General features: G+C 44.6%; 25 protein-coding genes. 20 read left to right on the forward strand and 5 right to left on the reverse strand.

The genetic code is table 11. From position 1 onward, the window contains the following. Positions 1-7: 7 nt before the first annotated feature. Positions 8-445 carry a serine hydrolase gene (locus KFE98_08715; protein UTW64203.1) on the forward strand — a complete coding sequence of 146 codons (438 nt, stop codon included), beginning with the start codon at positions 8-10 and terminating at the stop codon, positions 443-445. Continuing rightward, positions 430-1,173: a serine hydrolase gene (locus KFE98_08720; GenBank protein ID UTW64204.1), complete on the forward strand. Its 744-nt coding sequence runs from the start codon at positions 430-432 to the stop codon at positions 1,171-1,173. The genes KFE98_08715 and KFE98_08720 overlap by 16 nt, the downstream gene beginning before the upstream one ends. On the opposite strand, the gene KFE98_08725 is transcribed toward KFE98_08720, so the two are convergent. Both KFE98_08725 and KFE98_08730 read right to left on the reverse strand, forming a co-directional pair. After that, positions 1,157-1,525 (reverse strand): hypothetical protein, encoded by a 369-nt coding sequence (locus tag KFE98_08725; protein UTW64205.1) that lies wholly within the window; start codon positions 1,523-1,525, stop codon positions 1,157-1,159. The genes KFE98_08720 and KFE98_08725 overlap by 17 nt on opposite strands. Further along, positions 1,516-2,793: a S41 family peptidase gene (locus KFE98_08730; GenBank protein ID UTW64206.1), complete on the reverse strand. Its 1,278-nt coding sequence runs from the start codon at positions 2,791-2,793 to the stop codon at positions 1,516-1,518. Before KFE98_08730 ends, KFE98_08725 begins: the two co-directional genes overlap by 10 nt. A 223-nt stretch (positions 2,794-3,016) precedes the next feature. Between KFE98_08730 and queA the strand changes: the two genes are divergently transcribed. The 4 genes from queA to KFE98_08750 all read left to right on the forward strand — a co-directional run bounded on the left by queA (position 3,017) and on the right by KFE98_08750 (position 6,915). Further along, positions 3,017-4,066, forward strand: coding sequence for a tRNA preQ1(34) S-adenosylmethionine ribosyltransferase-isomerase QueA (gene queA / locus KFE98_08735; GenBank protein UTW64207.1), 1,050 nt, complete (start codon positions 3,017-3,019; stop codon positions 4,064-4,066). Positions 4,067-4,144: 78 nt separating this feature from the next. Next, positions 4,145-4,840 carry a 2-C-methyl-D-erythritol 4-phosphate cytidylyltransferase gene (locus tag KFE98_08740; GenBank protein UTW64208.1) on the forward strand — a complete coding sequence of 232 codons (696 nt, stop codon included), beginning with the start codon at positions 4,145-4,147 and terminating at the stop codon, positions 4,838-4,840. Then, positions 4,827-5,885, forward strand: a complete 1,059-nt coding sequence (gene rlmN / locus KFE98_08745) for a 23S rRNA (adenine(2503)-C(2))-methyltransferase RlmN (protein ID UTW64209.1) — start codon at positions 4,827-4,829, stop codon at positions 5,883-5,885. The genes KFE98_08740 and rlmN overlap by 14 nt, the downstream gene beginning before the upstream one ends. A 55-nt stretch (positions 5,886-5,940) precedes the next feature. Next, positions 5,941-6,915, forward strand: coding sequence for a polyprenyl synthetase family protein (locus KFE98_08750; GenBank protein UTW64210.1), 975 nt, complete (start codon positions 5,941-5,943; stop codon positions 6,913-6,915). Between the two features lie 49 nt (positions 6,916-6,964). Here the strand turns inward: KFE98_08750 and KFE98_08755 are convergent, their stop codons facing one another. After that, complete coding sequence (locus KFE98_08755) at positions 6,965-8,140, reverse strand: acyl-CoA dehydrogenase family protein (GenBank protein UTW64211.1); 1,176 nt, start codon at positions 8,138-8,140, stop codon at positions 6,965-6,967. Positions 8,141-8,205: 65 nt separating this feature from the next. Between KFE98_08755 and KFE98_08760 the strand changes: the two genes are divergently transcribed. The 9 genes from KFE98_08760 to KFE98_08800 all read left to right on the forward strand — a co-directional run bounded on the left by KFE98_08760 (position 8,206) and on the right by KFE98_08800 (position 15,699). Continuing rightward, on the forward strand, positions 8,206-8,835 hold the full coding sequence (locus KFE98_08760; GenBank protein ID UTW64212.1) for a c-type cytochrome: 630 nt from the start codon (positions 8,206-8,208) through the stop codon (positions 8,833-8,835). Next, positions 8,816-9,385, forward strand: a complete 570-nt coding sequence (locus KFE98_08765; GenBank protein ID UTW64213.1) for a YceI family protein — start codon at positions 8,816-8,818, stop codon at positions 9,383-9,385. The genes KFE98_08760 and KFE98_08765 overlap by 20 nt, the downstream gene beginning before the upstream one ends. A gap of 56 nt (positions 9,386-9,441) precedes the next feature. Further along, complete coding sequence (locus KFE98_08770; GenBank protein UTW64214.1) at positions 9,442-10,323, forward strand: hypothetical protein; 882 nt, start codon at positions 9,442-9,444, stop codon at positions 10,321-10,323. 43 nt (positions 10,324-10,366) lie between these two features. After that, entirely contained in the window at positions 10,367-10,918 is a 552-nt protein-coding gene (locus KFE98_08775; GenBank protein UTW64215.1) for a DUF4271 domain-containing protein, read from the forward strand. Further along, the gene (locus KFE98_08780) at positions 10,870-11,070 is read left to right on the forward strand and encodes a DUF4271 domain-containing protein (GenBank protein ID UTW64673.1); all 201 of its coding nucleotides are present in this window, start codon (positions 10,870-10,872) and stop codon (positions 11,068-11,070) included. Before KFE98_08775 ends, KFE98_08780 begins: the two co-directional genes overlap by 49 nt. Positions 11,071-11,134: 64 nt before the next feature. Next, positions 11,135-11,881, forward strand: a complete 747-nt coding sequence (locus KFE98_08785; protein UTW64216.1) for a uroporphyrinogen-III synthase — start codon at positions 11,135-11,137, stop codon at positions 11,879-11,881. Positions 11,882-11,983: 102 nt separating this feature from the next. Continuing rightward, positions 11,984-12,394 carry a ribonuclease P protein component gene (gene rnpA / locus KFE98_08790; GenBank protein ID UTW64217.1) on the forward strand — a complete coding sequence of 137 codons (411 nt, stop codon included), beginning with the start codon at positions 11,984-11,986 and terminating at the stop codon, positions 12,392-12,394. Between the two features lie 4 nt (positions 12,395-12,398). After that, positions 12,399-14,063 carry a S41 family peptidase gene (locus tag KFE98_08795; protein ID UTW64218.1) on the forward strand — a complete coding sequence of 555 codons (1,665 nt, stop codon included), beginning with the start codon at positions 12,399-12,401 and terminating at the stop codon, positions 14,061-14,063. Between the two features lie 49 nt (positions 14,064-14,112). After that, the gene (locus tag KFE98_08800) at positions 14,113-15,699 is read left to right on the forward strand and encodes an O-antigen ligase family protein (protein ID UTW64219.1); all 1,587 of its coding nucleotides are present in this window, start codon (positions 14,113-14,115) and stop codon (positions 15,697-15,699) included. On the opposite strand, the gene KFE98_08805 is transcribed toward KFE98_08800, so the two are convergent. Both KFE98_08805 and KFE98_08810 read right to left on the reverse strand, forming a co-directional pair. Next, the gene (locus KFE98_08805; GenBank protein ID UTW64220.1) at positions 15,656-16,666 is read right to left on the reverse strand and encodes a glycosyltransferase family 9 protein; all 1,011 of its coding nucleotides are present in this window, start codon (positions 16,664-16,666) and stop codon (positions 15,656-15,658) included. The two genes, KFE98_08800 and KFE98_08805, sit on opposite strands and share 44 nt — an antisense overlap. Next, positions 16,653-17,411: a glycosyltransferase family 2 protein gene (locus KFE98_08810; protein ID UTW64221.1), complete on the reverse strand. Its 759-nt coding sequence runs from the start codon at positions 17,409-17,411 to the stop codon at positions 16,653-16,655. The genes KFE98_08805 and KFE98_08810 overlap by 14 nt, the downstream gene beginning before the upstream one ends. A gap of 141 nt (positions 17,412-17,552) precedes the next feature. Here KFE98_08810 and KFE98_08815 point away from each other — a divergent pair, with 141 nt between their 5' ends. The 5 genes from KFE98_08815 to KFE98_08835 all read left to right on the forward strand — a co-directional run bounded on the left by KFE98_08815 (position 17,553) and on the right by KFE98_08835 (position 25,887). Then, complete coding sequence (locus KFE98_08815) at positions 17,553-20,261, forward strand: 2-oxoglutarate dehydrogenase E1 component (GenBank protein UTW64222.1); 2,709 nt, start codon at positions 17,553-17,555, stop codon at positions 20,259-20,261. Between the two features lie 27 nt (positions 20,262-20,288). Then, positions 20,289-21,536, forward strand: a complete 1,248-nt coding sequence (gene odhB / locus KFE98_08820; protein UTW64223.1) for a 2-oxoglutarate dehydrogenase complex dihydrolipoyllysine-residue succinyltransferase — start codon at positions 20,289-20,291, stop codon at positions 21,534-21,536. Between the two features lie 9 nt (positions 21,537-21,545). Beyond that, entirely contained in the window at positions 21,546-22,100 is a 555-nt protein-coding gene (locus KFE98_08825) for a hypothetical protein (GenBank protein ID UTW64224.1), read from the forward strand. A gap of 111 nt (positions 22,101-22,211) precedes the next feature. Beyond that, positions 22,212-25,142, forward strand: coding sequence for a histidine kinase (locus tag KFE98_08830; protein UTW64225.1), 2,931 nt, complete (start codon positions 22,212-22,214; stop codon positions 25,140-25,142). Continuing rightward, positions 25,123-25,887, forward strand: coding sequence for a response regulator transcription factor (locus KFE98_08835; GenBank protein UTW64226.1), 765 nt, complete (start codon positions 25,123-25,125; stop codon positions 25,885-25,887). The genes KFE98_08830 and KFE98_08835 overlap by 20 nt, the downstream gene beginning before the upstream one ends. Positions 25,888-25,898: the final 11 nt, after the last annotated feature.

Genomic DNA, 25,898 nt, shown 5'->3' on the forward strand with positions numbered 1-25,898 from the left:
TTGACCCATGAAAAAAAGGATTAAACCCATCATCATTCTTCTGGTTGTTTTGCTATCCGCTCATTTACTCATTGTAATGACGGGCAACGATCACTTATACCCCACTCTTCAAAATACGGTATTCAAAGGTCGGTTTGGGCCCGAAATTGATGAATTTCCGGTGTTTGCCAACCGCGAAGTAAAAGCAGGTGCGCACCAGCCGTGGAGCAAGAGTTCTCGCTATAACGAGGTAGCCCTATCGGAAGAAGAGCTGACCTTGCATGATGAATTGAAATCGGTGGCATTTGTTGTGATACATCAGGATTCTGTGGTAGCCGAACAGTATTGGGAAGATTACAATCAAGACAGCCGAAGCAATTCCTTTTCCATGGCCAAAAGTTTGGTTAGCATTGCCATTGGTTCGGCGCTAAAGGAGGGGCTATTCAATCGTTGGATCAAAAAGTAAGCGAGTTTCTTCCCGATTTTCAGGGACTGCCAGAGGGTGAAACCACGATTAGAGATCTTTTGAAAATGAGTTCTGGAATCAATTTTGACGAACATTATGTCAATCCCTTTGCTTATCCGGCTCGTGCCAATTATGGAGATGATTTGGTCGGTTTGACCATGAGCTACCAACAAACTGAGAAGCCGGCAAACACCTTCAGCTACCTGAGCGGAAATACCCAGTTGCTTTCCATGATCGTTCGTGAGGCTACCGGCATGTCCGTGTCAGAATATTTTTCAAGCCGTATTTGGCAGCCCGTTGGGGCCAAGAATACGGCTCTCTGGAGTATGGATCATGAAGATGGCTATGAAAAAGCTTTTTGCTGTTTCAATAGCAATGCCTTGGATTTTGCTCGGATCGGAAAGCTCTACCTCCAGCAAGGGGTTTGGATGGGAGATACCTTGATTGATCCGGCTTACGTTATGGAATCTACGCATCCTGTGGGGATGAAGGAAAAGGATGGATCAGATTGCACGAGATACGGCTATCAATGGTGGCTGACTGATTTTGAAGGAAAGCCAGTATTCTATGCCCGTGGTATCTTGGGGCAGTACATACTCGTTTGCCCTGACATGGATCTTATTGTCGTCCGATTAGGCCACAAAAGAATCAAACCTCAAGGGTATGAACCTCCTGAAGAGATTGAAAAATACCTGAAAAGTGCTCAGCGAATTATTTCAGCGAAGTAGCCTGGCTAAATTGGGCCGAGGAATCCAAAACCCGAACCGCCTCTTCCACCGTACGATCGATTTCATTCAAGAAGGGATAGTACCCCTCATTGCCCCAAATATTGCGAGCAATGCCTGCCTTAATCCGGGATTGAATAATTTCTCGGGAGGCGCTTAGTCCTTCATTGTCTCTTGGAATGCCGGATTCGCTCGCAAAAGTCACAAACTCCTCTTCTAATCCCGGTGAGATAGTGAACTTCTTAATGAAGTTTTCTACCGATCCATACACGTTCAATTCCTTTCGGTGCTTGTCGGCATAATCGAAAGAGAATTGATAGAACAAGCCCCGATAAAACAAACGGGTCAGATACATACTTGAACCTGTAGTGTCAAGAGGAATAAAACGATCGGGCATGATGCCCCACCTCCATATACAACCTTTCCACCTGGAGTGGTAAACTTGAGGGAGTCATTGAATTCAAATACCGTTGAATCGTTTAATTCGCCAGATTCCATTCGGCTGTAATAGTCCTCGTGATACTCATCCTGATTTTCTCCGTAAGGCTTTTGAATGCAGCGACCTGTTGGAGTGTAATAACGAGCAATGGTCAGCCGGGAAGCACTTCCGTCGGCCCATTTTCGCTGCTCTTGAACCAGTCCTTTCCCAAAGGAGCGACGCCCCATGATTGTACCGCGATCGTTATCCTGAATGGCGCCGGCAAGAATTTCACTGGCTGATGCAGATCCCTCGTCGATCAATACGACTAAGCCAACATCTTCCAGCGATCCGCGATCTGTAGCAAAATATTTCTGAGCGCTCCGGGCTCTACCCTCGGTGTAAACAATCAATTTATCTTCAGGCAAAAATTCGTCCGCTATGTTGATGGCTCCGTCCATAAATCCACCACCATTGTTGCGTAAATCCAACACCAGATTTTCCATGCCTTGTCTAAGCAGGTGACGGCTGATGTCTACAAATTCTTCGTAAGTGGTTTTAGAAAAACGGCTGATTTTGATGTAAGCCGTATTGTCATCGATCATATAACCCACATCCACACTGTAGATCGGAATTTTGTCTCGGATAATTTCAACTTCAATCAATTCATCCATTCCAGGACGTTTGATTTGAAGGTCAACCTGGGTTCCGCCCTTGCCCTTAAGCAACTTCATGACCCGGCTGTTTGAGATATTTACACCGGCCACCGGCACAGTGTCTACCCCAACGATGCGATCACCGGCCATGATGCCCTTTTTCTCTGAAGGGCCTCCTGAAATGGGAGTGATAACAACAATGGTGTCTTTTTGAATGCTGAACTGAATGCCGATCCCTTCAAAGCTTCCTTCAAGGGGTTCGCTCATACGTTCCAATTCCGACGCTGAAATGTAGTAGCTATGCGGGTCCAGTTTTTGAAGCATCATCTGAATGGTTTCATCCACCAGATGCTCACGATCTGTGCTGTCCACATATTCCTGTTCCACGTAATCCAGAATTTGATTGATCTTGTTTCTGGAACTCGTCATTTGGTGATAAGCCGAGCTGTAGGAAGCATCGCCACCGTTAAATGATCCCAACATAAACCCTCCAACAAAAAACAGAGAGATCACGATGGGCCATATTGCATTTGATCTGTTAATTCCCATGGTTTCTTTAGTCCCTCAAAAATACGAAATCCAATCGCCCATTCGCTGTGTTAGGGGCTGTGAGATCATAATAAGTTAAAAAGTTGGCCTTTACCAACTAACGGATTCTCAAATCAATGGGGCTAAAGAGCTAGTGGTCATGCTAATTATACCCTCTATTTGCCTGTATTTTATACTTTTGCACCCAATTTTTTATCAACTTAAAAAGTTTTTAGCCGTGGGAATGAAGTTGTCCGAATTCAGATTCGATTTGCCGGAAAATCTTGTTGCGCAGTACCCATCTAGAAATCGGGACGAGTCTCGATTGATGGTAATTCATAAGGAAACCGGGGAAATCGAGCACCGTATGTTTAAAGATATTCTGGACTACTTTGATGACCGGGACACGATGGTAATGAATGATACCAAGGTGTTTCCAGCTCGTCTGTACGGTAATAAGGAAAAGACCGGTGCACGTATCGAAGTGTTTTTGTTGCGTGAGTTAAATCGCGAAAGTCGCCTATGGGATGTGTTGGTAGATCCAGCTCGTAAAATCCGGATTGGTAACAAACTTTACTTCGGAGATGATGAAACACTCGTTGCTGAGGTAATTGACAATACCACTTCTCGTGGAAGAACCTTGCGATTCTTGTTTGATGGTCCTTACGAAGAGTTTAAAAAGACTTTGTTTTCTTTAGGTGAAACTCCACTTCCAAAATACATTACCCGTGAGGTAGAGGAAGACGATGCCGATCGTTTTCAAACCATTTACGCGGCTAACGAAGGTGCTGTAGCGGTGCCAACAGCTGGCTTGCACTTTAGCCGTGAGTTGCTAAAGCGATTGGAGATTAAAGGAGTAGAATTCCCTACTTTGACCTTGCATGTTGGTTTAGGAACCTTCCGTCCGGTGGATGTAGAAGATTTGACCAAGCATAAAATGGACTCTGAGGAAATGTACATTTCTTCCGAATGTTCAGATCGGGTAAATCTGGCCAAGAAAGAAAAAAGAAGAATTTGTGCGGTTGGTACCACCTCCTTGAGAGCAATGGAAACGTCAGTGTCAACGCTGGGTGATCTAAAGCCTTACGAAGGGTGGTCTAACAAATTTATTTTCCCTCCTTACAACTTTAAGGTAGCTGACTCTTTGGTAACCAATTTCCATGAGCCTGAGTCTACTTTGTTGATGTTGGTTTGTGCCTTTGGTGGTTACGACTTGGTAATGGAGGCGTACAAAACTGCAATTAAAGAGAAATATCGCTTTTTGTCCTACGGTGACGCGATGCTGATCATCTGATAAAAGCCGATTGAATATATTTTTAGAAGGGAGTACTTTTATGCTTGAACAGGGCATAGGATTACTCCCTTTTTTGTGATGACTTTTTTGAAACAAGTTGTGGTAGTTGCCGGAGGTTCTGGCAGTCGGATGAAGAGCGATCAGCCCAAGCAGTTTATTGCCGTGGCAGGCCGCCCCATCTTGATGCATACCCTGGAGTGTTTTTTGAATTTTGATCCGGCAACCCGGCTCATTTTGGTTTTGCCGAAAGATCATCACAGCACCTGGAAAGACTTGTGCGCCAAACATGGATTTACCCATCCAGTGGAATTGGTTTCCGGTGGTGCTACCCGCTACCATTCAGTTCAGGCGGGTATGGCCTTGGCTCAATCAGAGGGGGTGATTGCCGTGCATGACGGGGTTCGTCCCATGGTATCCACAGCTACTCTTAAGCGTTGTTTTGAAACTGCCTGGAAAGAGGGCAATGCTATTCCTGCTTTGGCAGTGGTGGAGACTTTAAGAAAATTGGAAAACGACGGATCTTCTACTTGGGTCAATCGAGATGCTTTCCGATCGATTCAAACACCGCAATGCTTCCGATACGATATTATCCAAACCGCCTACCAACAGGAATACAACGAAGAATTTACCGATGACGCTAGTGTAGTGGAACGGATGGGAGTATCGATTAACTTGGTAGAGGGTAATCGGGAGAACCTGAAAATTACCACCCCTGAAGATTTGCACTGGGCGGAATATTGGCTTCAAAAAAAGAGCGGCGATGGCAAAGATTGATATCCGGAAATTTTCGCAGGAAGAGCTGATTGAGCACTTAGTTGGGATGGGTGAAAAGAAATTTAGAGCCCGTCAGATTGATGAATGGCTTTGGAAAAAGTCAGCCCGGTCGTTTGATGAAATGACCAACCTTTCGCTGGATCTTCGGGCCCGGTTGAAGGAATCTTTTACCATTGAGACTTTAACGGTGTCGGAAGTGCAGCAAAGCGATGATGGTACTTTGAAGATTGCCTTTTCTACGCACGACGGTAAGGTAATTGAAGGCGTTCTTATTCCAACCGAAAAACGGATGACTGCTTGTATCTCCTCTCAAGTAGGATGCAGCTTGACCTGCAAGTTCTGCGCTACGGGACGATTAAAGCGAATGAGAAACCTGCAGGCCCATGAAGTGGTGGATCAGGTCGTAGAAATCAACCGATTGGCTGAGCAGTATTACCAGAAATCCCTGACCAACATTGTGATGATGGGAATGGGGGAACCTCTCTTAAATTACGCCGAAGTAAATCGGGGAATCGATCGAATCACTTCTGAGGATGGTCTTGGAATGGCCGCCAGACGAATTACGCTTTCCACTGCAGGAATTGCAAAAATGATTCGAAAGCTGGGTGAGGATAAGGTTCGGTTTAACCTGGCACTCTCTCTACATGCTGCCAATGATGAAAAAAGAGATTTCATCATGCCGATTAACGAACAGAATAACCTGGACGTATTGGCTGATGCACTGAATTTCTATTACCGCGAAACGGGGAACCCTGTAACCTTTGAATACATCATTTTCAAAGGATTTAATGACGAAATATCCGATGCCCGAGAGCTGGCTCAGTTTTGCCGCAAGGTGCCGAGTAAGGTAAATATTATTGAATACAACCCCATAGATGACGGAGAATTTGAACAGGCCGATCCAGATAAAGTGGATGCCTTTGTAGCTTATTTGGAGCGCAATGGAGTCACTGCAAAAGTGCGTCGGAGTAGAGGGAAGGATATCGATGCGGCCTGCGGTCAATTGGCCAATAAAAACAAAGCCGGTTTTAATCTGTCTTCCTAAGTGCTGGTATCACCATAAAACGATACTTTTGAACTCCTGAAGTAGCAGCCGAATATTGTCTGTAGTCAACGAAATAAAGAAACCCATCCGTCAGGAGATGGAGGAATTTGAAGGCAAGTTCAGAGAGTCGATGAAAAGTTCGGTTCCACTGCTCGACAAAATCACCCATTACATCATCAAGCGGAAAGGCAAGCAAATGCGACCCATGTTTGTTTTTCTTTCGGCAAAACTCAACGGCACCATCAACGAGTCGACCTACCATGCCGCCTCACTAATTGAGCTGTTGCATACCGCAACCCTGGTGCACGACGATGTGGTGGACGACGCCAATCAGCGAAGAGGATTCTTTTCGTTAAATGCCCTTTGGAAAAACAAGATTGCGGTACTTGTAGGTGACTACCTCCTTTCGCGAGGATTGATGCTTGCGATTGACAATAAGGAATACAGCTTACTTCATATCGTATCAGGGGCCGTTCGCCAGATGAGCGAAGGGGAATTGCTTCAAATTGAGAAGACCCGTACCCTGAACCTCGACGAAAAAATCTACTTCGATATCATTAAAGCCAAAACGGCTACCCTCATCGCGGCCTGCTGCGAAGCTGGAACGGCTTCTACTGGAGTGGGTGAAGAGAAGTCGGCCAGAATGAAAGAGTTTGGCGAAAAGGTGGGGATTGCCTTCCAAATTAAAGATGACCTTTTTGATTATGGAAGCGGAGAAGATATTGGAAAGCCTACGGGAATCGATATCAAAGAAAAGAAAACGACTCTACCTTTGATTTATGCCTTAAATAAGGCCGATAAATCCACCCGTAAGAAAATCATAAACCTGGTAAAGAACCACAACGATAAGCCGTCTAAAGTGCGCCAGGTCATCGATTTTGTGATTCAGAGTGGTGGCATCGAATATGCTCGTCACGTGATGCTTCAGTATGTAGCCGAGGCTCGTGAGATTTTGGCCGAGTTTGAAGACAATGAAGCCCGCAAGTCTTTGGAGCGATTGGTAGAATATACGATCGAACGCAAAAAATAAAGCCGACCCCTTTCGAAGTCGGCTTCTTTATTTCCGTATTTGTTTTTGCCTATTTGAAAGCTGGAATTCCAGTCACATCAGCACCTGTGATCAACAAGTGGATATCGTGGGTTCCTTCGTAGGTAATAACTGACTCTAGGTTGGCCATGTGACGCATGATGGAGTATTCATTGGTGATTCCCATTCCGCCGTGAATCTGACGAGCTTCACGGGCAATGTTGATCGCCATGTCCACATTGTTTCTTTTGGCCATAGAAATCTGAGCAGTAGTAGCTCTTCCTTCGTTTCTCAATTCTCCCAACCGGAAAGTAAGCAACTGAGCCTTGGTGATCTCAGTGATCATTTCTGCCAATTTTTTCTGAGTCAATTGGAAGGCTCCAATCGGCTTGTCAAATTGAATTCTCTCCATCGAATAACGCAAAGCCGAATCGTAGCAGTCCATAGCTGCACCAATGGCACCCCAGGCAATTCCAAATCGAGCTGAATCCAAACAAGAAAGAGGTCCGCCCAATCCTGATCGTCCAGGAAGAAGGTTTTCTTTAGGAACCTTAACGTTGTCAAAAATCAATTCTCCAGTAATGGAAGCTCTAAGGGAGTGTTTCCCTTTGATTTCAGGAGCGGTAAAACCTTCCATTCCTTTTTCTACTAAAAGTCCATGGATGCGGCCTTCCTCATTCTTAGCCCAAACCACTGCTACCTGAGCGATTGGAGAATTTGAAATCCACATTTTGCTACCATTCAACAAGTAGTGATCTCCCATGTCTTTGAAGTTGGTGAGCATGCCACCTGGGTTAGAACCAAAATCAGGTTCGGTCAACCCAAAACAACCGATCCACTCGCCGGAAGCAAGCTTAGGAAGGAACTTTTGCTTTTGCTCTTCTGAGCCATATTTCCAGATAGGGTACATCACCAACGAACTCTGAACCGAAGCCGTAGAGCGAATTCCTGAATCCACACGCTCCAACTCCTGCATGATCAAACCGTAGGAAATCTGATCCAGCCCAGCACCACCATATTCTACGGGGATGTATGGACCAAAGGCACCGATAGAAGCCAAGCCGGGAACAATCTGCTCCGGGAACTTTGCATCCTCAAAGGCATCTTCAATAATCGGAGATACTTCCGCTTTCAACCACTCTCTTGCTGCATCACGGATCATTTTTTGTTCATCCGTAAGCATTTCGTCCATCAAATAGTAATCATGTCCTTGGAACCGATCAGCCATATCTTTAAATTTCTAAATTTGAGAGGGCAAAAGTAGTTATTCTCCATCACGCTACATACGATATTATGAAACAGATATTCTCTTGGATGGCACCTGCCGTCATGATTTTTTCTATTGCTTTTTCGAGTCTTTTTGGAGGTTGTGCAAAGAACACCTTTGATACTGTTCCACCAGAGGACTCCACGGCTAACACGGTGTGTGATACCTTGGATTACAACCGGTATATCAGGCCAATTATTGATGCCAAATGTGTGACTTGTCATTACAATGGTGGGAATCTTCCGGATCTTTCCGTTCCTGCTAACGTGACGGCCAACAAGGATAAAATCATCGATCAGGTTTATGTGAAGCAGGCTATGCCACCAGATGGAAGTCCTGATTTAACCCAAGCCGAATCCGATTTACTTCGGGCTTGGCTGGATTGCGGTGCTGACGTTTCGGCCAAGGTGGTTTTGTCTTATCAATCGGATGTGGTACCTATTTTGCAAAGCAAGTGTATCATTTGCCATACTTCGGGTGGAACCGGACCTGGCGATTTTAATGATTATAACGTAGTAAAGGATAAAATCGATAATAATAACCTGAGGTCGCTGGTCAATGATGATATTATGCCCAAATCGGGAGCTACTGCATTAACAGCCGGTGAAAAAGAGACCTTACTAAAATGGATTGACGATGGCGCAAATCAAAACTAATACCCCGGCCTTCCTGGGCCTTCTGATCATAATTCTTGGATTAGGAACATTTGGTCAAGTAAATGCTCAAGGTGTTTGGAAAACAGATTCCAGTCACATTAAGTTCTTTTCGGAAGCTCCTTTGGAAAATATTGAAGCCGAAAACGTAAAGGCTCGTGGAGCAATCAACACGGAGAAGAACATGATTGCGATTAGTGTTCCAATTACCGGTTTCAAATTCGAAAAGGAATTGATGGAGGAGCACTTTAATGAAAACTACCTCGAGTCTGAGAAGTTTCCAAAGGGTACCTTTCAAGGTACATTCAATGAGAAAATTGATTGGAAAAAAGATGGAACTTATCCAGCTACGGCTAAAGGTTCTTTGACCATTCACGGTGTAAAACGAGAGACTACACTTAAGGGAACCGTGAACATTAAGAATGGTAAAATCTATGTCAACGCTGAGTTTACAGTTCGATTGGAAGATCATGATATTGAAATTCCTCAGATCGTATTTCAGAACATTGCCGAAGAAATTTTGGTTACCTGCTATTTCAGCTTCAAACAATAACCCCCTCATCGTAAACACCCATGAAGTATTTCTATTCTTTTTTATTCCTCCTTTTAATGGCGCCGGCAATTCATGCACAGGATGATTTGCTTGATATGTTGGAGTCAGAAGATGAGGCTACCGCTGAACCCCTACCCGTAAAATCTACCTGGAAAACCATGAAGTTGGTGAATCTTCACACCACCGAAATGGTCAAACACAAAGGATTGGATTTTCGCGTTACTCACCGATTTGGCAATATTGGAGAACCCAGCGGTGGCGGACCTCACAACCTGTGGGGATTGGATAACTCTGCCGATATCCGAATTTCTTTCGATTACGGTATTACCGATGACCTTCAGATTGGAATTGGTCGAAGCAAGTACAACGAATTGATTGATGCTTCCGTTAAATGGCGAATCCTTTCCCAAAAGACGAAAGGCATGCCGGTTTCGGTGGTTTTTTATGCCAATGGAGCCATCACTCCAGAAAGAGATCCGGATAACCGTTACGATGATTGGAGGAACCGAATGTCTTATTTCACTCAAATCCTCATCGCCCGTAAATTCAGCGATCGTTTGTCGTTTGAAGTGGCTCCGGGTATGTTGTACCGAAATATGGTGGAGCGTGTGGTTGATGGTGAAGGAAATACCTTGACCGATGAGCACACCAATTTCGTGGTTGGACTCGGAGGTCGATTTATGATTACCAAGCGATTTGGAATCATGGCCGATTACGTACAGGTATTCTCTGAGTTTAGACAAAACTACAAGCCGAAAAACTATTACCCACCTTTAGGTTTGGGTATGGTTGTGGAAACTGGAGGTCACGTTTTTCATCTGACCCTTACCAATGCACCTGGTATTGTGGCTAACAACTATATTCCGGAAACTACAGACTCCTGGATGGACGGCGGTATGAAACTTGGGTTCAATATTTCCCGGGTCTTCCACTTTTAGTGAAGTGAGGGAACTACCTTTGCAAAAAGATTCCTAATTGCCGATGGGACCACAATTTGTTCCCAATACTTCTTCTGCTATTGAATACATCCCTTTAACCGGGCAGGTGCCTGCATGGCTTATTGCCTTGTTGTTTCTGGTAGTGGTGTTGTTTGCCTGGATTCGCATATACCAACCCAAGCGGATTAAGCTGCTATTTAACTCCTTTATGAGTAATCAGCATGCGGGAGAATTGTCCCGGGAGGAGCGTCAATCCTCAGGTTTGGGCAATCCGGTATTTGAGGTGATTTACTTTTTTGGATCCAGCCTCATGATTCATTTCTGTGTGCAGTTCTACAAGCCAGATCTGTTTGGATTGTCTCCTGGAGAAACCTATTTGATCCTTACTGCGGGCATTTTGGTTTTTGTTTTAGTGAAGAATTTGATGATTCATTTGCTCTCCTGGATTTTTGATTTGAAGGAGCTTTTTGCGGATATTTTGTTTTTTCGCTTCGTTAGTCATGCCTTACTTGGAATCCTGTTGATCCCCATTTTACTCCTCATAACATTCCCCCCCGATTCCAGCTTTTCTTCTTCTGGACTGGGGTTGCATTAATTTCCGGCTTTTTTAGTTACCGCCTAATCCGTTCGTTGGCAAAGGCAATGGGAGGAAATTTATTTTCTCTTAAGTACATTATTTTGTACATTTGCGCGCTCGAAATTTTGCCCGTTCTGATTCTCTCTAAATTCTTGCAGGAGAATTTATAAGGCAAAGAATCAGGGAGTTAAAAATTCGATTTAGAACAACTAAAAAGGAAGTAAATTGAAGGATTTGAAAGTTAAAACCATTTTGGTGTCGCAGCCAAGGCCTGAAAACGAAAAATCACCTTATTTCGATTTAGCGGACAAATTCAAATTGAACGTAGACTTCCGTTCGTTTATCCACGTTGAAGGTTTTCCGGCTCAGGAGTTTCGCAAGCAAAAAGTGAATCTGTTGGATCATTCGGCAGTCATTTTTACCAGTCGAAACGCAGTTGACCACTACTTTAGAATGGCGGAAGAAATGCGTCTGACCATTCCAGATTCAATGAAGTATTTCTGTACTTCGGAGTCAACGGCTTATTACTTGCAGAAGTATGTGGTGTACCGCAAAAGAAAAATCTTTCACGGCAAACAGCGAATTACCGATTTGGTTCCTTTGCTGAAAAAGCATGCCGATGAAAACTTCCTTTTGCCTACATCGGATCAATTGAAGCCAATTATTCCTGAAACCCTGGAGAAGAACGGTATCAACTATACCCGAGGTATGTTCTACCGCACGGTATGCAGCGACCTGTCTGATTTGGCCGACGTGTACTACGACGTGCTGGTATTCTTTAGTCCATCTGGAATTAAGTCTTTGTACCAAAACTTCCCGGACTTCAAACAAAACGATACCCGTATTGCCTGCTTTGGTCCTACCACGCGTAAGGCTGCCGAAGATCAGGGATTGGTGGTTAATATTCCGGCTCCTACAGCTGGTGCGCCGAGTATGACCATGGCTATTGAGAATTACATCAAAGAGGTTAACAAGAAGTAAACCTTCATTGGGATTGAAGAATTATCCCTTCAATCTGTATAAAATACAACCCCCATTTTGCGGATGGAATGAAGCAAAAGGGGGTTTTTTACTTTTACACCCATGACAACGCCACACTCCAGAATGACTTTAGGAGCCTCGGAACGATTGAAATCGAGGAAGCAGATTGGTTTGTTGTTTGCTAAAGGCAAGTCTATTTCCAGGTTTCCGGTTAAGGTCATCTATCGATTGGCACCTTTGGAGGAGGGGCAGGATGACTCCCTCAAATTTATGGTAACGGTTCCCAAACGGAAGTTCAAAAGAGCGGTGGATCGTAACCTTCTAAAAAGAAGGGTAAGGGAAGCCTATCGGCAGGAAAATCAGGGATTGAAAAACAAGATTCCTGCAGGTTATGGCATGGATTTAGTAGTGCTTTACCTGGCCCCGGAGATAAGAGAATTTAACGAAATCCGGGAAAAATTAGTCCTATCTTTACAAAAGCTTGAAAGAGCGCTGGATTCAGAAAATAAGTGAGCAGATGAACAAGAGAATGCGAATTGGATTAGTAGCAGTTTTAGGGGTTTCCTTTTTCTTTTACTCGTCCAAACTGGCTGATGATTACTTCGAGATTTCCAAAAACCTCGACATTTTCGCCAACATTTACAAGCAACTAAATATCTACTACGTCGACGACACTCAGCCAGGTCAGTTGATGAAAACAGGGATTGACGCTATGCTCGAGTCCCTGGATCCTTACACCGTTTATTACCCCGAGTCAGAAATTGAAGACTATCGATTTATGACCACCGGAGAGTATGGAGGAATTGGTGCCCTGATTCGCCGTAGAGGTGATCGGGTTATGGTGGCTGAGCCTTACGAAGGATTTCCGGCTCAAAAGAATGGCCTCATGGCAGGTGACATTTTACTGAAAATCGACGGAAAGGACCTAACTGGAAAGAACACTTCTCAAATAAGCAGCTTGCTTAAAGGTCAAGCCAAAACGGATGTTGAAGTAGTCTATTCCAGAGATGGAGAAGAGAGTACGGCTACACTTGCCCGAGAAAACATTAAGATCAAGGATGTACCTTACTACGGCATGTTGACTGATAAAGTAGGTTATATCAAGCTGACTGGATTTACTGAAACGGCCAGTTCTGAGTTTGTGGCAGCCTTCAAAGATTTGAAAAACAATCAAGGCATGGAATCGCTTGTGTTTGACTTACGTGGAAATGGTGGAGGGCTTTTGAATGAAGCAGTGAACATTGTAAATGTTTTCGTAGATCGTGGACAGGAAGTGGTGTATACCCGAGGAAAATTGAAGGAATGGGATCGCAGTCACAGAGCGTTGAATAATGCCATTGATAAGGACATTCCGATCGTAGTTTTGATCAACGGATCATCTGCTTCTGCCTCGGAAATCGTGAGTGGTACTATTCAGGATTTGGATCGTGGCGTTTTGGTAGGGGAGCGTTCTTTCGGAAAAGGACTCGTTCAACAGACCAAGCCTTTGAGTTATAATTCTCAGCTTAAGGTAACCGTGGCCAAGTATTACATTCCAAGTGGTCGTTGTATCCAGAAGTTGGATTATTCCAAGAAAAGTAACGGTAAAGCTACTGAGGTTCCGGATTCTTTGCGTCAAACCTTCTATACCAAAGGAGGTCGTCCCGTAAAAGATGGAAAAGGAATTGAGCCTGATGTGGAAGTGGAATTGCCCGATGCGGCAAACATCACTGCCAGTTTGGTAGGAAAAGATTTCATTTTTGATTTTGCCACTGAGTACCGTCGTTCCCATGATACCCTTATTCCGGCCAATAAATTTGTGGTTGGTGATGATCTATATGGAGAGTTTGTTCAGTACCTGGATGGAAAAGACTACGACTACACGACCCGAAGCGAGAGACTGTTGGAGCAATTCAAAGAGGCCTCTGAAAAGGATCACTACTTCGAGCAGTTGAAAGAAGAATACGAGGAACTTCATAGTAAGATGAGCCACAACAAGTCAGAAGATTTGCAGCTTCATCAGGAAGAGATTCGTGAGATATTAGCGAACGAAATTGTATCCCGTTATTTCTATCAAACCGGTCGAATTGAAAATAGCTTATCCTTAGATATTCAGGTGAATAAAGCCATTGAAGTGCTTGAGTCTCCGGAAGAGTACAAGCAAATTCTAACCGCCAAGAAATCCGGTGGTAAGGAAAAATAAATACAATCCAATTTTTAGATATATCTTTCGTTCAGCTTCCTGATCAGGTATGCTTGACCGGATATTAAACTACAGAAACGCTTATCTGCTGGGGCTCTGCGGAGTTTTTTTCAGCCTTTCTGTATCCGTTTTTGTCATCAGTACAGCGGAGATTTTTCTCGCACTTATTTGGATTGCCGAAGGCGACTACGCCAACAAGTGGAAACGATTAAAGTCTAATCGCTTTGCCTGGTTGTTCATGTCTCTGTTTCTGATGCTTGTTTTGGGCCTGTCGGTTACCCAGAATTTCGATTATGCCCTCAATGATATTCGGATCAAACTTCCCTTATTAATCCTGCCGTTGTTTATGGCGTCTTACCCTCCACTTAAGCGGGGCGAGCAGGCCGTGGTTGGAGGATTTTTCCTTTTGGGGCTGTTGATTTCAACCATCTTCTCCTATTTCCGATTTCTGGATCTTAGCCAGGAACTAACCATGGATGTAAGGGAATCTTCGGCCTTCATTAGCCATGTTCGTCTTTCCCTCATGCTGGCCTTGGCCATTATTGGATTGGTTATTACCTGGTTCCGAAACCTACGGGTAACCTGGGCTTTTCCGCCTATCATCCTTTTGATTACCTGGTTCTTATTTATCCTTTTTAGGTTGCAAATGATAACCGGGTTGGCACTGTTAGGCACTGCAGCCTTTGCTTGTATCATTTGGATGGTTTTGCGCTCTTCCCGGCCTGCGGTGCGCTGGGTTGGCGGTGGACTTTTGGCCTTTACCCTTATTAGTTCTGGATTCTATGTTCATCAAGTGGTTGGGAGTTTTATTCATCCCGATCCTTCTCCGCCCAAGAACCTGGTAGACCGGGAGCCGACTTGTAAATTCAGGCATTCACCCGAGAGAACCCAAGTGGAAAACGGACACCTCGTATGGGCTTATATGTGTGATTTTGAAGCCGAAGCTTCCTGGGAGGCGAGGAGTGAGTACTCCTTCAGTGGCAAAGGGAAAACTGGTGAATACATTCAGGCCACCTTGTATCGATTTCTGGCCTCATTGAATCTAACCAAAGACTCGGCCGGAATTGCTCAATTGAGTGATAAGGACATTCGGGCGATTGAAGACGGGGAAACGAATTACCTCTATGCCTACAAAGAATCTTTGGCTAAGCGGATCTATGGAATAGCATGGGAATTGTATGGTTTTGCCGACGAAAAGTACAACCCCGAAGGGACGTCCGTGGGGCAGCGATTAGAGTTTTGGAAGGCTGCCAGACACGTTATTCAAAATCACTTTTGGATGGGCGTAGGTACCGGAGATGTAGTGGACGAAATGCGGGGTGGTTATGAGGCTACTGGCTCAAGAATGTCAAAGGAGTATTGGCTCAAGCCCCACAATCAATACTTAACAACCTGGGTGTGCTTCGGAATAATTGGGTTAATCTGGTTTGTCTTGGTTTTTGCCTATCCCCTGAAATCGGCTTTTAAGGATCCCTTGATCCTGGCCTTTTGGCTTATCGTTATTGGTTCTATGCTTACGGAGGATACGCTGGAAACACAAGTGGGAGTCACTTTTGTGACAGCCTTTTTCGGTTTGTTGGTAATGGCCAATCCTAAAGTAAATCCAAAAGAGTTGCCTTCACCCGATCAGGAGTAATCTCTTCAATAGATCGGTCATTTTTGGCTGTAGCCGATTTGGCAATTTCACCGTCATAAGTAAGAGCGATAGCTTTCTTTCCCAATGGGGCCCAGCGCCCTGGATGAATAGGGCGAATAGGAGAATACAATCCGATGGTGGCTTTGCCTAAGGCCGCGGCAATGTGCAGAGGTCCTGTACTTGCAGCAATCAAAGCATCCGATTGATCAATAAAATCAATGAGCTCCAATAAGGTCATTTGCCCGGTAACATCACTTACCTGATTCAATTCAAGCGGTAGACTTTCTCGAATGGCAGCGCCTTCTTTTTCGGTTCCGGTAATCCAGATTTGAAAATCTGAGGCTGGAAGCAACTCCATGAGTTTGGAGAAATTACCCAATCCCCATTCACGTGCACTTCCCTGGGATCTCGGGTGCACAATAATTTGCTTCTTCGAAGGGTCTTTTTGGTTTTGAAACGTGCCAGGTTGATTATTGGGAGCCACGAAGCCATAAAGCTTTGAAATGGCACTCATTTCCGGAATCGGTGTCGCAATGAAAGGTTCCATAAGCTTCAAATTCAATTGAGCTTCATGCAAATCGCTTTTGCGTCGGCTAAAGGTGGGCCTTACGTTGCAATAGATTTTGTGAAACCATCGACGGCTTACTCCAACGCGCTTTGAAATACCGGCTCTCTTGGCGGCACGGGCCAGGAATTTATTCGGTAGGGCAAAGAAAATGATATCCGCTTGGAGGGCTTTTAACTCAACAGAGCAGCCTTGAACTCCTTTTTGCTCCCAATTTGAAACGTCAATAAATCGATCTACAAACTGGCAGCAGGAAACCACATCACGGGTATAAGTCTTTCCGATAAAAATGACCTCTGCTTCCGGCCAGTGTTTCTTGGCCCATCCAGCCATGGGTAGGGTAAGCATTACATCGCCAATGCTATCCGTTCGGCTAATGATGATCCGATTAGGCTTTTTCACGGTGGAGGCGTTTGAGTTCGGTATACTTGAAGTGATTGGATTGCGCCGAAATCCAGGCAATCATGAATCCCATTTTTCCATCCAGTATTCCTCCTTTGAAAAAATACATTCCCATAAAGCGAGCAAAGGCGCTTAGGAATGGTTTTAAGGGGCCTGCCTTTTTTCCTCGGGCAAACATTTTTTGAGCCGTCAATGCTGAATAATGATCGGCGCGTTCCCGGTGTTCGGAATAGTTGTAATAAGAATAGTGAAGCAGGTCTCCAGACAGGTGTGTATTCGATAGATCTTCTGAAAATTCGAGCGTTTCATGCACAAATTCTCCGGCCCAGGAAGTTTTGTCCTTGGGAAAGATTCGAACCTTCACATCGGGGTACCAACCACCATGTTTAACCCAATGGCCACAATATTGGGTGAGTCGATTAAAAGAGTAGGTGCCTGCTAACCCGGAGGATTTTGCCTGGATAATTTCCTTCTTCAATCGGTCCGACAAGGCTTCATCCGCATCGAGAGATAGAATGAAGGGATGCTTCGCCATCGAGTTGGCTTTGTTTTTCTGGCCACTGTATCCAAGCCATTTCTGCTGGTATACTTCGCATCCTAAGTCCTTGCATACCTGAACGGTATTGTCGGTGGAAAAGGAATCCATAATGACAATTTCATCCACCACACCCTGCAAAGATTCAATTGCCCGGGCAATGTTTTTTTCCTCATTAAGGGTGATAATGACAGCCGAAAGTTTGCTCATAAGTTCGGAAACAAAGATGTTAATTTTCCAAGTTTTTGTCGGCTAAACGAAATTTCTGTTTGCCAAGGATTCTAATGTGAACTGCGCCCTTGTTAAAATGTAGAATGTTGTAGATTTGTGGACCTTAATTTATCGGATCAAATGGATCAGTTTTCATATCTGAGCAACGGCGACGTAAACGCCCTCGAAGAACTTTACGAACGATACAAGGAAAACCCGGAAAATGTAGACTACGGCTGGCAAAAATTTTTCCAGGGATTCGAGTTTAACCGGACCAGTTATGAAGATGGAGCAGGAGTGGTTCCTGAGCATGTTCAAAAGGAATTCAACGTAATCAACTTGATCAACGATTACCGTTCGAGAGGCCACCTGTTCACCAAAACCAATCCCGTTAGAACCCGTCGTACCTACAAGCCATCACTCGACTTAATCAATTATGGATTGAGCGATGCGGATATGGATACTGAATTCGACGCCGGTGCTGATGTTGGCTTGGGTAAAGCCAAGTTAAAAGCGATTATCGATCACTTGGAACAAACTTACTGTGCTTCTATTGGGGTGGAGTATATGTACATCCGTGATCCAGAGCGCGTCAATTGGTTGAAGGAGAAGTTGGAACCTGTTCGAAACACTCCTGAGTTTAATGCCGACGAGAAAAAAGAGATTTTATATAAACTGAATCAAGCTGTAGGGTTTGAGCAGTTTTTGCATAAGAAGTTTGTAGGGCAAAAGCGATTCTCCCTGGAAGGAGGAGAGTCCCTGATTCCCGCTTTGAACGCCACGGTAGAGCATGGCGCTGAGTTGGGTATCGAAGAGTTTATTATCGGAATGGCTCACCGTGGAAGATTGAATGTGTTGGCCAACATCTTCAATAAATCGCACGCCGATATTTTCTCCGAATTTGAAGGAAAGGAATACGAAGACAACCTTTTCGACGGAGATGTAAAATACCACTTGGGCTATTCTTGTGACGTAACTACCGACCGGGGCAAAAAGGTACACATGACCTTGGCTCCAAACCCGTCTCACCTCGAGGCTGTGGATCCGGTAGTAGAAGGAATTGCACGGGCTAAGATTGATGATTACCTGGAAGATGAAGGCAAGATCTGCCCGATTCTCATCCACGGTGATGCTTCCATCGCTGGACAAGGTGTGGTTTATGAAGTCATTCAGATGGCTGGATTGGATGGATACCGCACCGGTGGAACCGTTCATATCGTAGTGAACAACCAAATTGGTTTTACCACCAATTACATCGATGGACGCTCCAGTACCTACTGTACCGATGTGGGTAAAGTGACGCTTTCTCCTGTGTTTCACGTAAACGGAGATGATGTAGAAGCTGTAGTGCACACTATTAAGCTGGCCCTGGAATACCGTCAAAAATTTAACCGGGATGTATTTATCGACTTGCTGTGTTACCGGAAGTACGGTCACAACGAAGGTGATGAGCCTCGATTCACACAGCCATTGTTGTACAAAATCATCTCCAAGCACCCGAACCCAAGAGATATCTACCTGCAAAAGTTGATTTCGGAAGGAGTGGCCGATAAAGCCCTCGTTAAGCAAACCGAAGATCAGTTAAAAGCCATTATGCAGGCTGATTTGGATGAGTCCAAAAAGAGTAAACTGGCTGTAATTACCAGCTTTTTGGAGCACACTTGGGAAGGCGTTCGGGAAGCTGAATTAAAAGATTACGCCAGCTCTCCAGATACAGGAGTAGATAAAGCAACCTTGCAAAAGCTGGGTAAGCTTATCTCTGAATTGCCTGCTGATAAACCTTTCTTCAAGAAGATGCAAAGGTTGATGGGTGAGCGAGCCAAAATGGTGGATGAGGGCACAAAGCTCGACTGGGCCATGGGCGAATTGCTGGCTTATGCTACTTTGCTTAACGAAGGTCACGGAGTTAGAATTAGTGGTCAGGACGTGGAGCGAGGGACTTTCTCGCACCGCCATGCAGTGATCAAACTGGAAGACTCCGAGGAAGAATACGTTCCCCTCAGACAGGTTAATCAAGAAGGTAAGTTTGAAATTTACAACTCCCTGCTTTCCGAATATGGAGTGCTTGGATTTGAATATGGTTATGCGATGGCTTCGCCCAATGACCTCGTTGTTTGGGAAGCTCAGTTTGGCGACTTCTTCAATGGAGCCCAAATCATCATCGACCAGTTTTTGAGTGCCGCTGAAGACAAGTGGAAATTGATGAATGGATTGACCATGCTTCTTCCTCACGGATATGAAGGTCAAGGTGCAGAACATTCTTCGGCTCGTTTGGAGCGTTTTCTGCAATTGAGCGCAGAGAACAACATGCAAATTGCCAACTGTACTACACCGGCCAGTTTCTTCCACATTCTTCGCCGACAGTTGAAACGCCCATTCAGAAAACCACTGATCGTATTTACCCCGAAAAAGTTGTTGCGCTATCCGAAGTGTGTTTCTACTTTGGATGATTTGGCCAACGGTGGCTTCAAAGAAGTATTGGACGATCCAGTCGCCGATCCTGCTAAAGTGGAGAAGGTGATGTTTATGAGTGGAAAGATCTACTACGATTTGCTTGAAGAGCGTGAGAAACGAGGTGCCGACAATGTAGCCTTTGTTCGCTTGGAGCAACTTTATCCAGTGCCTTACGAACAATTGGAGGCCGTTTTGGAGAAATATAATAAAGCCACGCGTACCGTTTGGATTCAGGAAGAACCTGAGAACATGGGTGCCTGGTCATTCATCCTGAGACGCTTCCCGAAAGCGAATTTGGAATTGGTGAGCCGTAAAAGTAGTGCTTCACCAGCCACAGGGTCCAGCAAAAGACATGCTGCTCGTGTAGCTCATTTGATGGACGAAGCATTTAAATAGACAAAAGAGAACAACAATAGCTGAATAATGGCAGAAGAAATGAAAATCCCCAGCCCTGGGGAGTCAATTACTGAAGTTGAAATCGCTTCCTGGTTAGTGGAAGATGGCGAATATGTAGAGGTAGATCAGGTGATCGCTGAAATCGATTCGGACAAAGCTACCCTGGAATTAACCGCTGAATTTTCAGGCGGAATCAAGCTCTTAGTTGAAGAAGGGGAAACCGTTGAGGTAGGACAAGTTGTTTGCTCCATCGATACCTCGGTAAAAGGGGAACCCAAAAAGGCTCCAGCCGAAGCTGAAGCAGCCCCTGCTGCCAAAGCGGAAGCTGCTCCTGCCGCAAAGGCTGAGCCCGCCGCTGCTAAGCCAGACCCAAATAGCGATGCAAAAGCATCTCCTTTGGCCAAGGAAATCATGAAACAAAATGATATCCGAGCTGATAAATTGGCTGGTTCAGGACCTAATGGCCGAATTGTTCGTTCTGACGTGGAAGCCTACATCTCAGGTGGTATCGATACGAGTCAAATCATGGCTGGTTGGGGTGGTACCCGTGATGAGGAGCGTAAAAAAATGTCTTCTCTTCGTCGTAAAGTAGCTCAGCGTTTGGTTTCTGTAAAACAGGAAACCGCCATGCTAACCACCTTCAATGAGGTGGATATGAGTTACGTGATGGACGTTCGCAAGAAATACAAAGACGCTTTTAAAGAGAAGCATGGTGTTGGTTTAGGATTTATGTCCTTCTTTACCAAAGCTTGTACCGAAGCCCTTCGTTTGTATCCTACGGTGAATGGAATGATTGACGGTAACGAAATCATTACCCACGATTATGCCGATGTGGGGATTGCTGTTAGTTCTCCTAAAGGTTTGATGGTTCCTGTAGTTCGCAATGCCGAGCAAATGAGTCTGGCTGAAATTGAGGCGGAAATCAAACGTTTGGCGATTAAAGCCCGGGACGGTAAACTGAGCATCGACGAGATGACAGGAGGTACCTTTACCATTACCAATGGTGGTGTTTTCGGTTCTATGTTGAGTACTCCGATTATCAATCCTCCACAATCTGCTATTTTGGGTATGCACAACATTGTTGAGCGTCCAATCGCGGTAAACGGAAAGGTTGAAATTCGTCCAATCATGTATGTAGCGTTGTCCTACGATCACCGTATTATTGATGGTAAGGAATCCGTATCCTTCTTGTACAAGGTGAAAGAAATGATTGAGAATCCATTGAAGCTGATGTTCGGAGCTAAGTCTCCTGAAGAAGTTTTACTGGGACTATAATTTCCTTTCATGTTTATTAGTCGACTGTGGCTTGCATTCTTGGGAGTGATTCTCTTGAATGGGCTATGGTTCACGACTGCCTGTGCTCAATCAGGTAGCAGCTATTACGATCAGTATACAGCGCAGGGGAAGTATCGTTTCTTTGGGCAAATCCACGATCACTTTGAGGTTACTCAATATTTAAAAGGAGCTACCATCCGCATTCGATCCGAATACGGTGGAGAATTGGTGCTGCAAGCTGATGAGCAAGGTGAATTTGAAACCACGCTTGATTTTGGGGTGAACTACGTGGTCTTTTTCGAAGATTCGGGCTATGTAACCAAATATTTGGCCGTAGAGCTTCAAGACGCAGAGGAAAAGTACCTGGACCCAAATTGCACCCCTTATCCCATTCGGGTATCCATGCTTGAAGATGTGGATGGAGTGGATTATCACCTTTTTGAAAACCCGGTAGGAAGCATTGTTCTCGACCCTGATAACCGTTGTTTTGATTGGGTTATCGGAATGTCTGAAAAAGATTACTCCCGCTTAATTCGAACCGTGAGAAAAAAGAGTTCCCGTTGATTTAACGAGGTTTTTTTGAGCGGATTCCTTCCCCTTTTTGCAGGTCATTACGGAAGAATTTTACCAGGACTGAGGATTGGCTATATTTGGGTTCAATTACCAGTCTAAACTATGGGAATTCGAGTAGCCCTTCTGCTCCTTACCTTTCTCTTATGCCATGTGGCCAAGGGGCAGATTCCAGGAATGATTGTGTATTCAAATGAACAGGGGTTTCCTGGGGCTACCCCCTATTTGGTTACCCAGGATTCCAGAGGGTTTATTTGGGTAGGGACCGACCACGGAGCCGTACGTTTCGATGGAAATTCATTTCAGGTTTATGACGAACAAGATGGCTTGGAGGATAAAGAAATTCTTCATGTGCTGCCCGATGATTCCGGTCGTGTCTTTTTTATACCCATTCTCAATCAAATCCAAATTTTGGATGGCGGAAAAACCTATCCTCTTCGGGGGTTAAATAACCGGGATGTCAATCAGGTTTATCGAGATTCGAGAACCGGAAGAATCTGGATTTTCGATGCTGAAAATTCGGGGCAGATTCAATGTGTTCAGGGTGATTCATTGAAACAGGTCGAAGTGCTGATGAACCGTCCTTACCGTGTGTTTGGTGTGCATAATAATAAGATGTTGCTTTCCGAAATTTGGATGGATACAACTGATTTTCAACTGGGAATTTACGACCTGAATGCGAAGCAATTTTTACCCTTTAGAAAGCAGGGTGTATTTGTTGACGCCTCCTTTCTTCGATGGTACGATGAAGCGGAGATTCTGGTGGCTAAGGGAGAGTCTCGAAATGAGGTGGAGATGTTTGCCATGCATCAGGATACTCCCGTTTTCAAGGCCCGTTTTCCATTACAGAATCGTTTTAGAGAACTTCATGTAGATGTGGCAGGAAATATTTGGATATGGTATCAAGGAGGAGGGCTTCAATTCTGGGCAGAATCTGACCCGGGAAGAGTACCAGTGAATTTGTTTCCAGATCAAGAGGTGCAGGGATTGTGTACCGATCGAGATCACAATCTGTGGCTGACCATTAAGGATGTTGGGCTGGTTTTTATCTCCCAAAGTCATTGGCAGAACGCAGTGCGTTTGCAGCAAAAAGGATTGCTTGAGTTACAGGCTAAATCCATTTTTGTAGACAGTTCAGGTAGGTTTCTTTGGGGGCATCTTAAGGAGTCTAAAATTACCGAGAGCTATCACGGAAGGTTAAACGTTCACTCCTTTTCCGGAGACGCTGCAAATGGAATAAAATCTATCCATCGTTTTGGAGAACACCTGATTGCCGTAAATCAAAGCAACCTGATATTTATTGAAGGTCCTCTTAAGGGGCAAATTCTGGACGTTGGCGGATCGATAAAAGATGTTGCTTATTGGGCGGCAGATACCATTTTGGTTGCTACACATCACGCTTTGATTCAGCTGAGTTCCTCTGATGAAGATTTGAAGTTAACCGAACTTAATTTCGGTCGGGGAACATGTCTTGAAAAAACGCAGGATGGAATCCTATGGCTGGGAACACCCAATGGTTTGTTTCGAATGGCAAATCTTCAAACTCCAAAGGAGCGGGTCAGTGAATCCTCCATTGCCCATGCTTCGATAACCGATATGATCTCGATGCCTGGTGGTGAACTTTTGGTTGGAACTGCGTTTGGAGGTTTATTTCTTCACGGTGGAGATACCCGTGAATTTGAAACGGTGGAAAACTCAGATTCTTTGCGCCCGGGATACATTCGAAAGCTTGTAGTTCGAAACGATTCTGCAATTTGGATAGCCAGCGATCGGGGAATATTTCGGTTATTATTAACCAAGAATCAATCCTGGACTCTACAACCTTTTGAATTTCAGAATGATCTCCCTTCAGAGTATATTTCAGATTTGGTAGAATGGCAGGACACCCTCTATTTTATTACTCCTGAAGGAGTAGGGATTGCTCCCATTCAAATCCAATCGACTCGGCGGTCTCAGAACAAAAAGGTTTGGATTAGTAGAATAAGTTCTTCGGGGCAACAAAAGGTTTTTCCTCAACAATGGGAGAGTCAATCGCCCGTTGGGCAGTTGGATTTAGAGCTTAGTTCCCTATCATTCGGTGGTTTGAAAGATCGGAAAATTGCCTACCGTTTGGATTCGGACGAGTCCTGGAAGTATACGACAACAACTTCTTTAACCTTTTCCAGATTACCACCCGATTCGTATGAATTTCAAACCCAATTGGTGGATCGCCATAAGATGCCTCTTGGTCCGATATCATCAATGCCAATAACTATTCATCCCGCTTTTTGGCAGACCTATTGGTTTATAGGATTGGTGCTTTTGTTTTCCATAGGAGTGCTTGCCACGATTGCGATTTGGGCGATTTCTTTTACCCGAAGAAAAAAGTGGAATCAGTTACAACAGAAACGAAAATTGGCCGAGTTAGAACTCGAAGCCATCAAGGCTCAAATTAATCCCCACTTTATCTACAACTGCCTCAATTCCATTCAGTATTTCGTGTATCAAGGAAAAGTAGAGGAGGTGCGTTTGAGTTTAGAACGATTTGCTCAGCTCATTCGTCATACACTTCAGTTTTCGCAGCAAAACTTTGTGACTTTGGAAGAGGAGTTGGAGTATTTGCAAAATTACATGGAGCTGGAGCGAATGAGGTTCGGCGAACAACTCAAGGTTCAAATTGATGTTGACCCAGATCTCCATTTACAGCGCTTAATTCCGGCCATGGTCGTTCAGCCTTACTTGGAAAATGCCATTAAACATGGTGTCTCAGCTCAGGGGGAGTCCTTAACTATTCAGGTCAAGTTTAAGGTAAAAGGGGAGTCCTTAACTATTTTGGTTGAAGATGATGGTCCAGGAATAATACCCGCTCAGAGCGACGGTCGCCGCAAGAAATTAGGACACCGCATATCTGGTTCCAGGCTCAAGAGTTATCACCAACTATACCAACTTGATTTAGAAGTGCAATTTTCCGACCTGAAATCCTCAAGCTCCGGTAGGAGTGGAGCTCGGGTCACCCTATTAATTCCACCTATTAGCTATGAAAACATCCGAATTTAAAGTCCTTATTGTAGACGATGAAGCTCCAGCTCGGGACATGATGGAGTTGCTCATCCAAAATCATTTTCCAGAAATTGGCCAGGTGCAGAAAGCGAATGGTGTGGAAATGGCTAAGGAGGTCCTGAATCAGTTTGACCCCGATCTGATTTTTCTGGATGTAGAAATGGGGGACCAAAGCGGGTTTGAATTGTTGGATCAAATTCAGGCTAAATCTTGTCAAGTCATTTTCGTTACTGCCCATGATCAATATGCTATTCGTGCCCTTCGAGCATCGGCCGTAGATTATCTATTGAAACCTGTAGTTCTGGAAGATTTTAAAAGAGCAGTTAACAAGGCCTTAAAGCATTCTGTTGCGCCAACATCTGAAATCATTCCTGCCGATTTAAAAGGTTTAATGAGTCAAATGAACCAAAAGGAGTTAACCAAAATTGGTGTGCCAGATATTCATGGGCTTCAAATGGTAGAAATTGATGACATCGTGAGGTGCAAGGCCGATGATAATTATACCTACCTCTATTTGAAGGATGGAAACCGGATCACAGCTTCGCGTTCATTGAGCCATTATGAGAAGGAATTGAAAAATCATGGATTCCTCCGGGTTCACCATCGGCACCTGGTCAACTTAAATTACATCGTTCGTTATCAAAAAGGAAAAGGAGGAGGGGAGCTTGAAATGCGAGATCATTCTTGTGTTGAGGTCTCTACCCGTAAGAAGCCCGAGTTAATGAAGGTGCTACGAGTTTAGCTCAGAGTCCA

It is taken from the genome of bacterium SCSIO 12741, assembly GCA_024398055.1.
Classification (GTDB): domain Bacteria; phylum Bacteroidota; class Bacteroidia; order Flavobacteriales_G; family Salibacteraceae; genus SCSIO-12741.

Bases quoted from the DNA above. Each gene is read 5' to 3' on its own strand.
- KFE98_08715 (UTW64203.1), top strand. From the start codon at position 8: ATGAAAAAAAGGATTAAACCCATCATCATTCTTCTGGTTGTTTTGCTA.
- KFE98_08725 (UTW64205.1), bottom strand. From the start codon at position 1,525: ATGTATCTGACCCGTTTGTTTTATCGGGGCTTGTTCTATCAATTCTCT.
- KFE98_08730 (UTW64206.1), bottom strand. From the start codon at position 2,793: ATGGGAATTAACAGATCAAATGCAATATGGCCCATCGTGATCTCTCTG.
- queA (UTW64207.1), top strand. From the start codon at position 3,017: ATGAAGTTGTCCGAATTCAGATTCGATTTGCCGGAAAATCTTGTTGCG.
- KFE98_08740 (UTW64208.1), top strand. From the start codon at position 4,145: ATGACTTTTTTGAAACAAGTTGTGGTAGTTGCCGGAGGTTCTGGCAGT.
- rlmN (UTW64209.1), top strand. From the start codon at position 4,827: ATGGCAAAGATTGATATCCGGAAATTTTCGCAGGAAGAGCTGATTGAG.
- KFE98_08755 (UTW64211.1), bottom strand. From the start codon at position 8,140: ATGGCTGATCGGTTCCAAGGACATGATTACTATTTGATGGACGAAATG.
- KFE98_08760 (UTW64212.1), top strand. From the start codon at position 8,206: ATGAAACAGATATTCTCTTGGATGGCACCTGCCGTCATGATTTTTTCT.
- KFE98_08765 (UTW64213.1), top strand. From the start codon at position 8,816: ATGGCGCAAATCAAAACTAATACCCCGGCCTTCCTGGGCCTTCTGATC.
- KFE98_08770 (UTW64214.1), top strand. From the start codon at position 9,442: ATGGCGCCGGCAATTCATGCACAGGATGATTTGCTTGATATGTTGGAG.
- KFE98_08775 (UTW64215.1), top strand. From the start codon at position 10,367: ATGGGACCACAATTTGTTCCCAATACTTCTTCTGCTATTGAATACATC.
- rnpA (UTW64217.1), top strand. From the start codon at position 11,984: ATGACAACGCCACACTCCAGAATGACTTTAGGAGCCTCGGAACGATTG.
- KFE98_08795 (UTW64218.1), top strand. From the start codon at position 12,399: ATGAACAAGAGAATGCGAATTGGATTAGTAGCAGTTTTAGGGGTTTCC.
- KFE98_08800 (UTW64219.1), top strand. From the start codon at position 14,113: ATGCTTGACCGGATATTAAACTACAGAAACGCTTATCTGCTGGGGCTC.
- KFE98_08810 (UTW64221.1), bottom strand. From the start codon at position 17,411: ATGAGCAAACTTTCGGCTGTCATTATCACCCTTAATGAGGAAAAAAAC.
- KFE98_08815 (UTW64222.1), top strand. From the start codon at position 17,553: ATGGATCAGTTTTCATATCTGAGCAACGGCGACGTAAACGCCCTCGAA.
- odhB (UTW64223.1), top strand. From the start codon at position 20,289: ATGGCAGAAGAAATGAAAATCCCCAGCCCTGGGGAGTCAATTACTGAA.
- KFE98_08825 (UTW64224.1), top strand. From the start codon at position 21,546: ATGTTTATTAGTCGACTGTGGCTTGCATTCTTGGGAGTGATTCTCTTG.
- KFE98_08830 (UTW64225.1), top strand. From the start codon at position 22,212: ATGGGAATTCGAGTAGCCCTTCTGCTCCTTACCTTTCTCTTATGCCAT.
- KFE98_08835 (UTW64226.1), top strand. From the start codon at position 25,123: ATGAAAACATCCGAATTTAAAGTCCTTATTGTAGACGATGAAGCTCCA.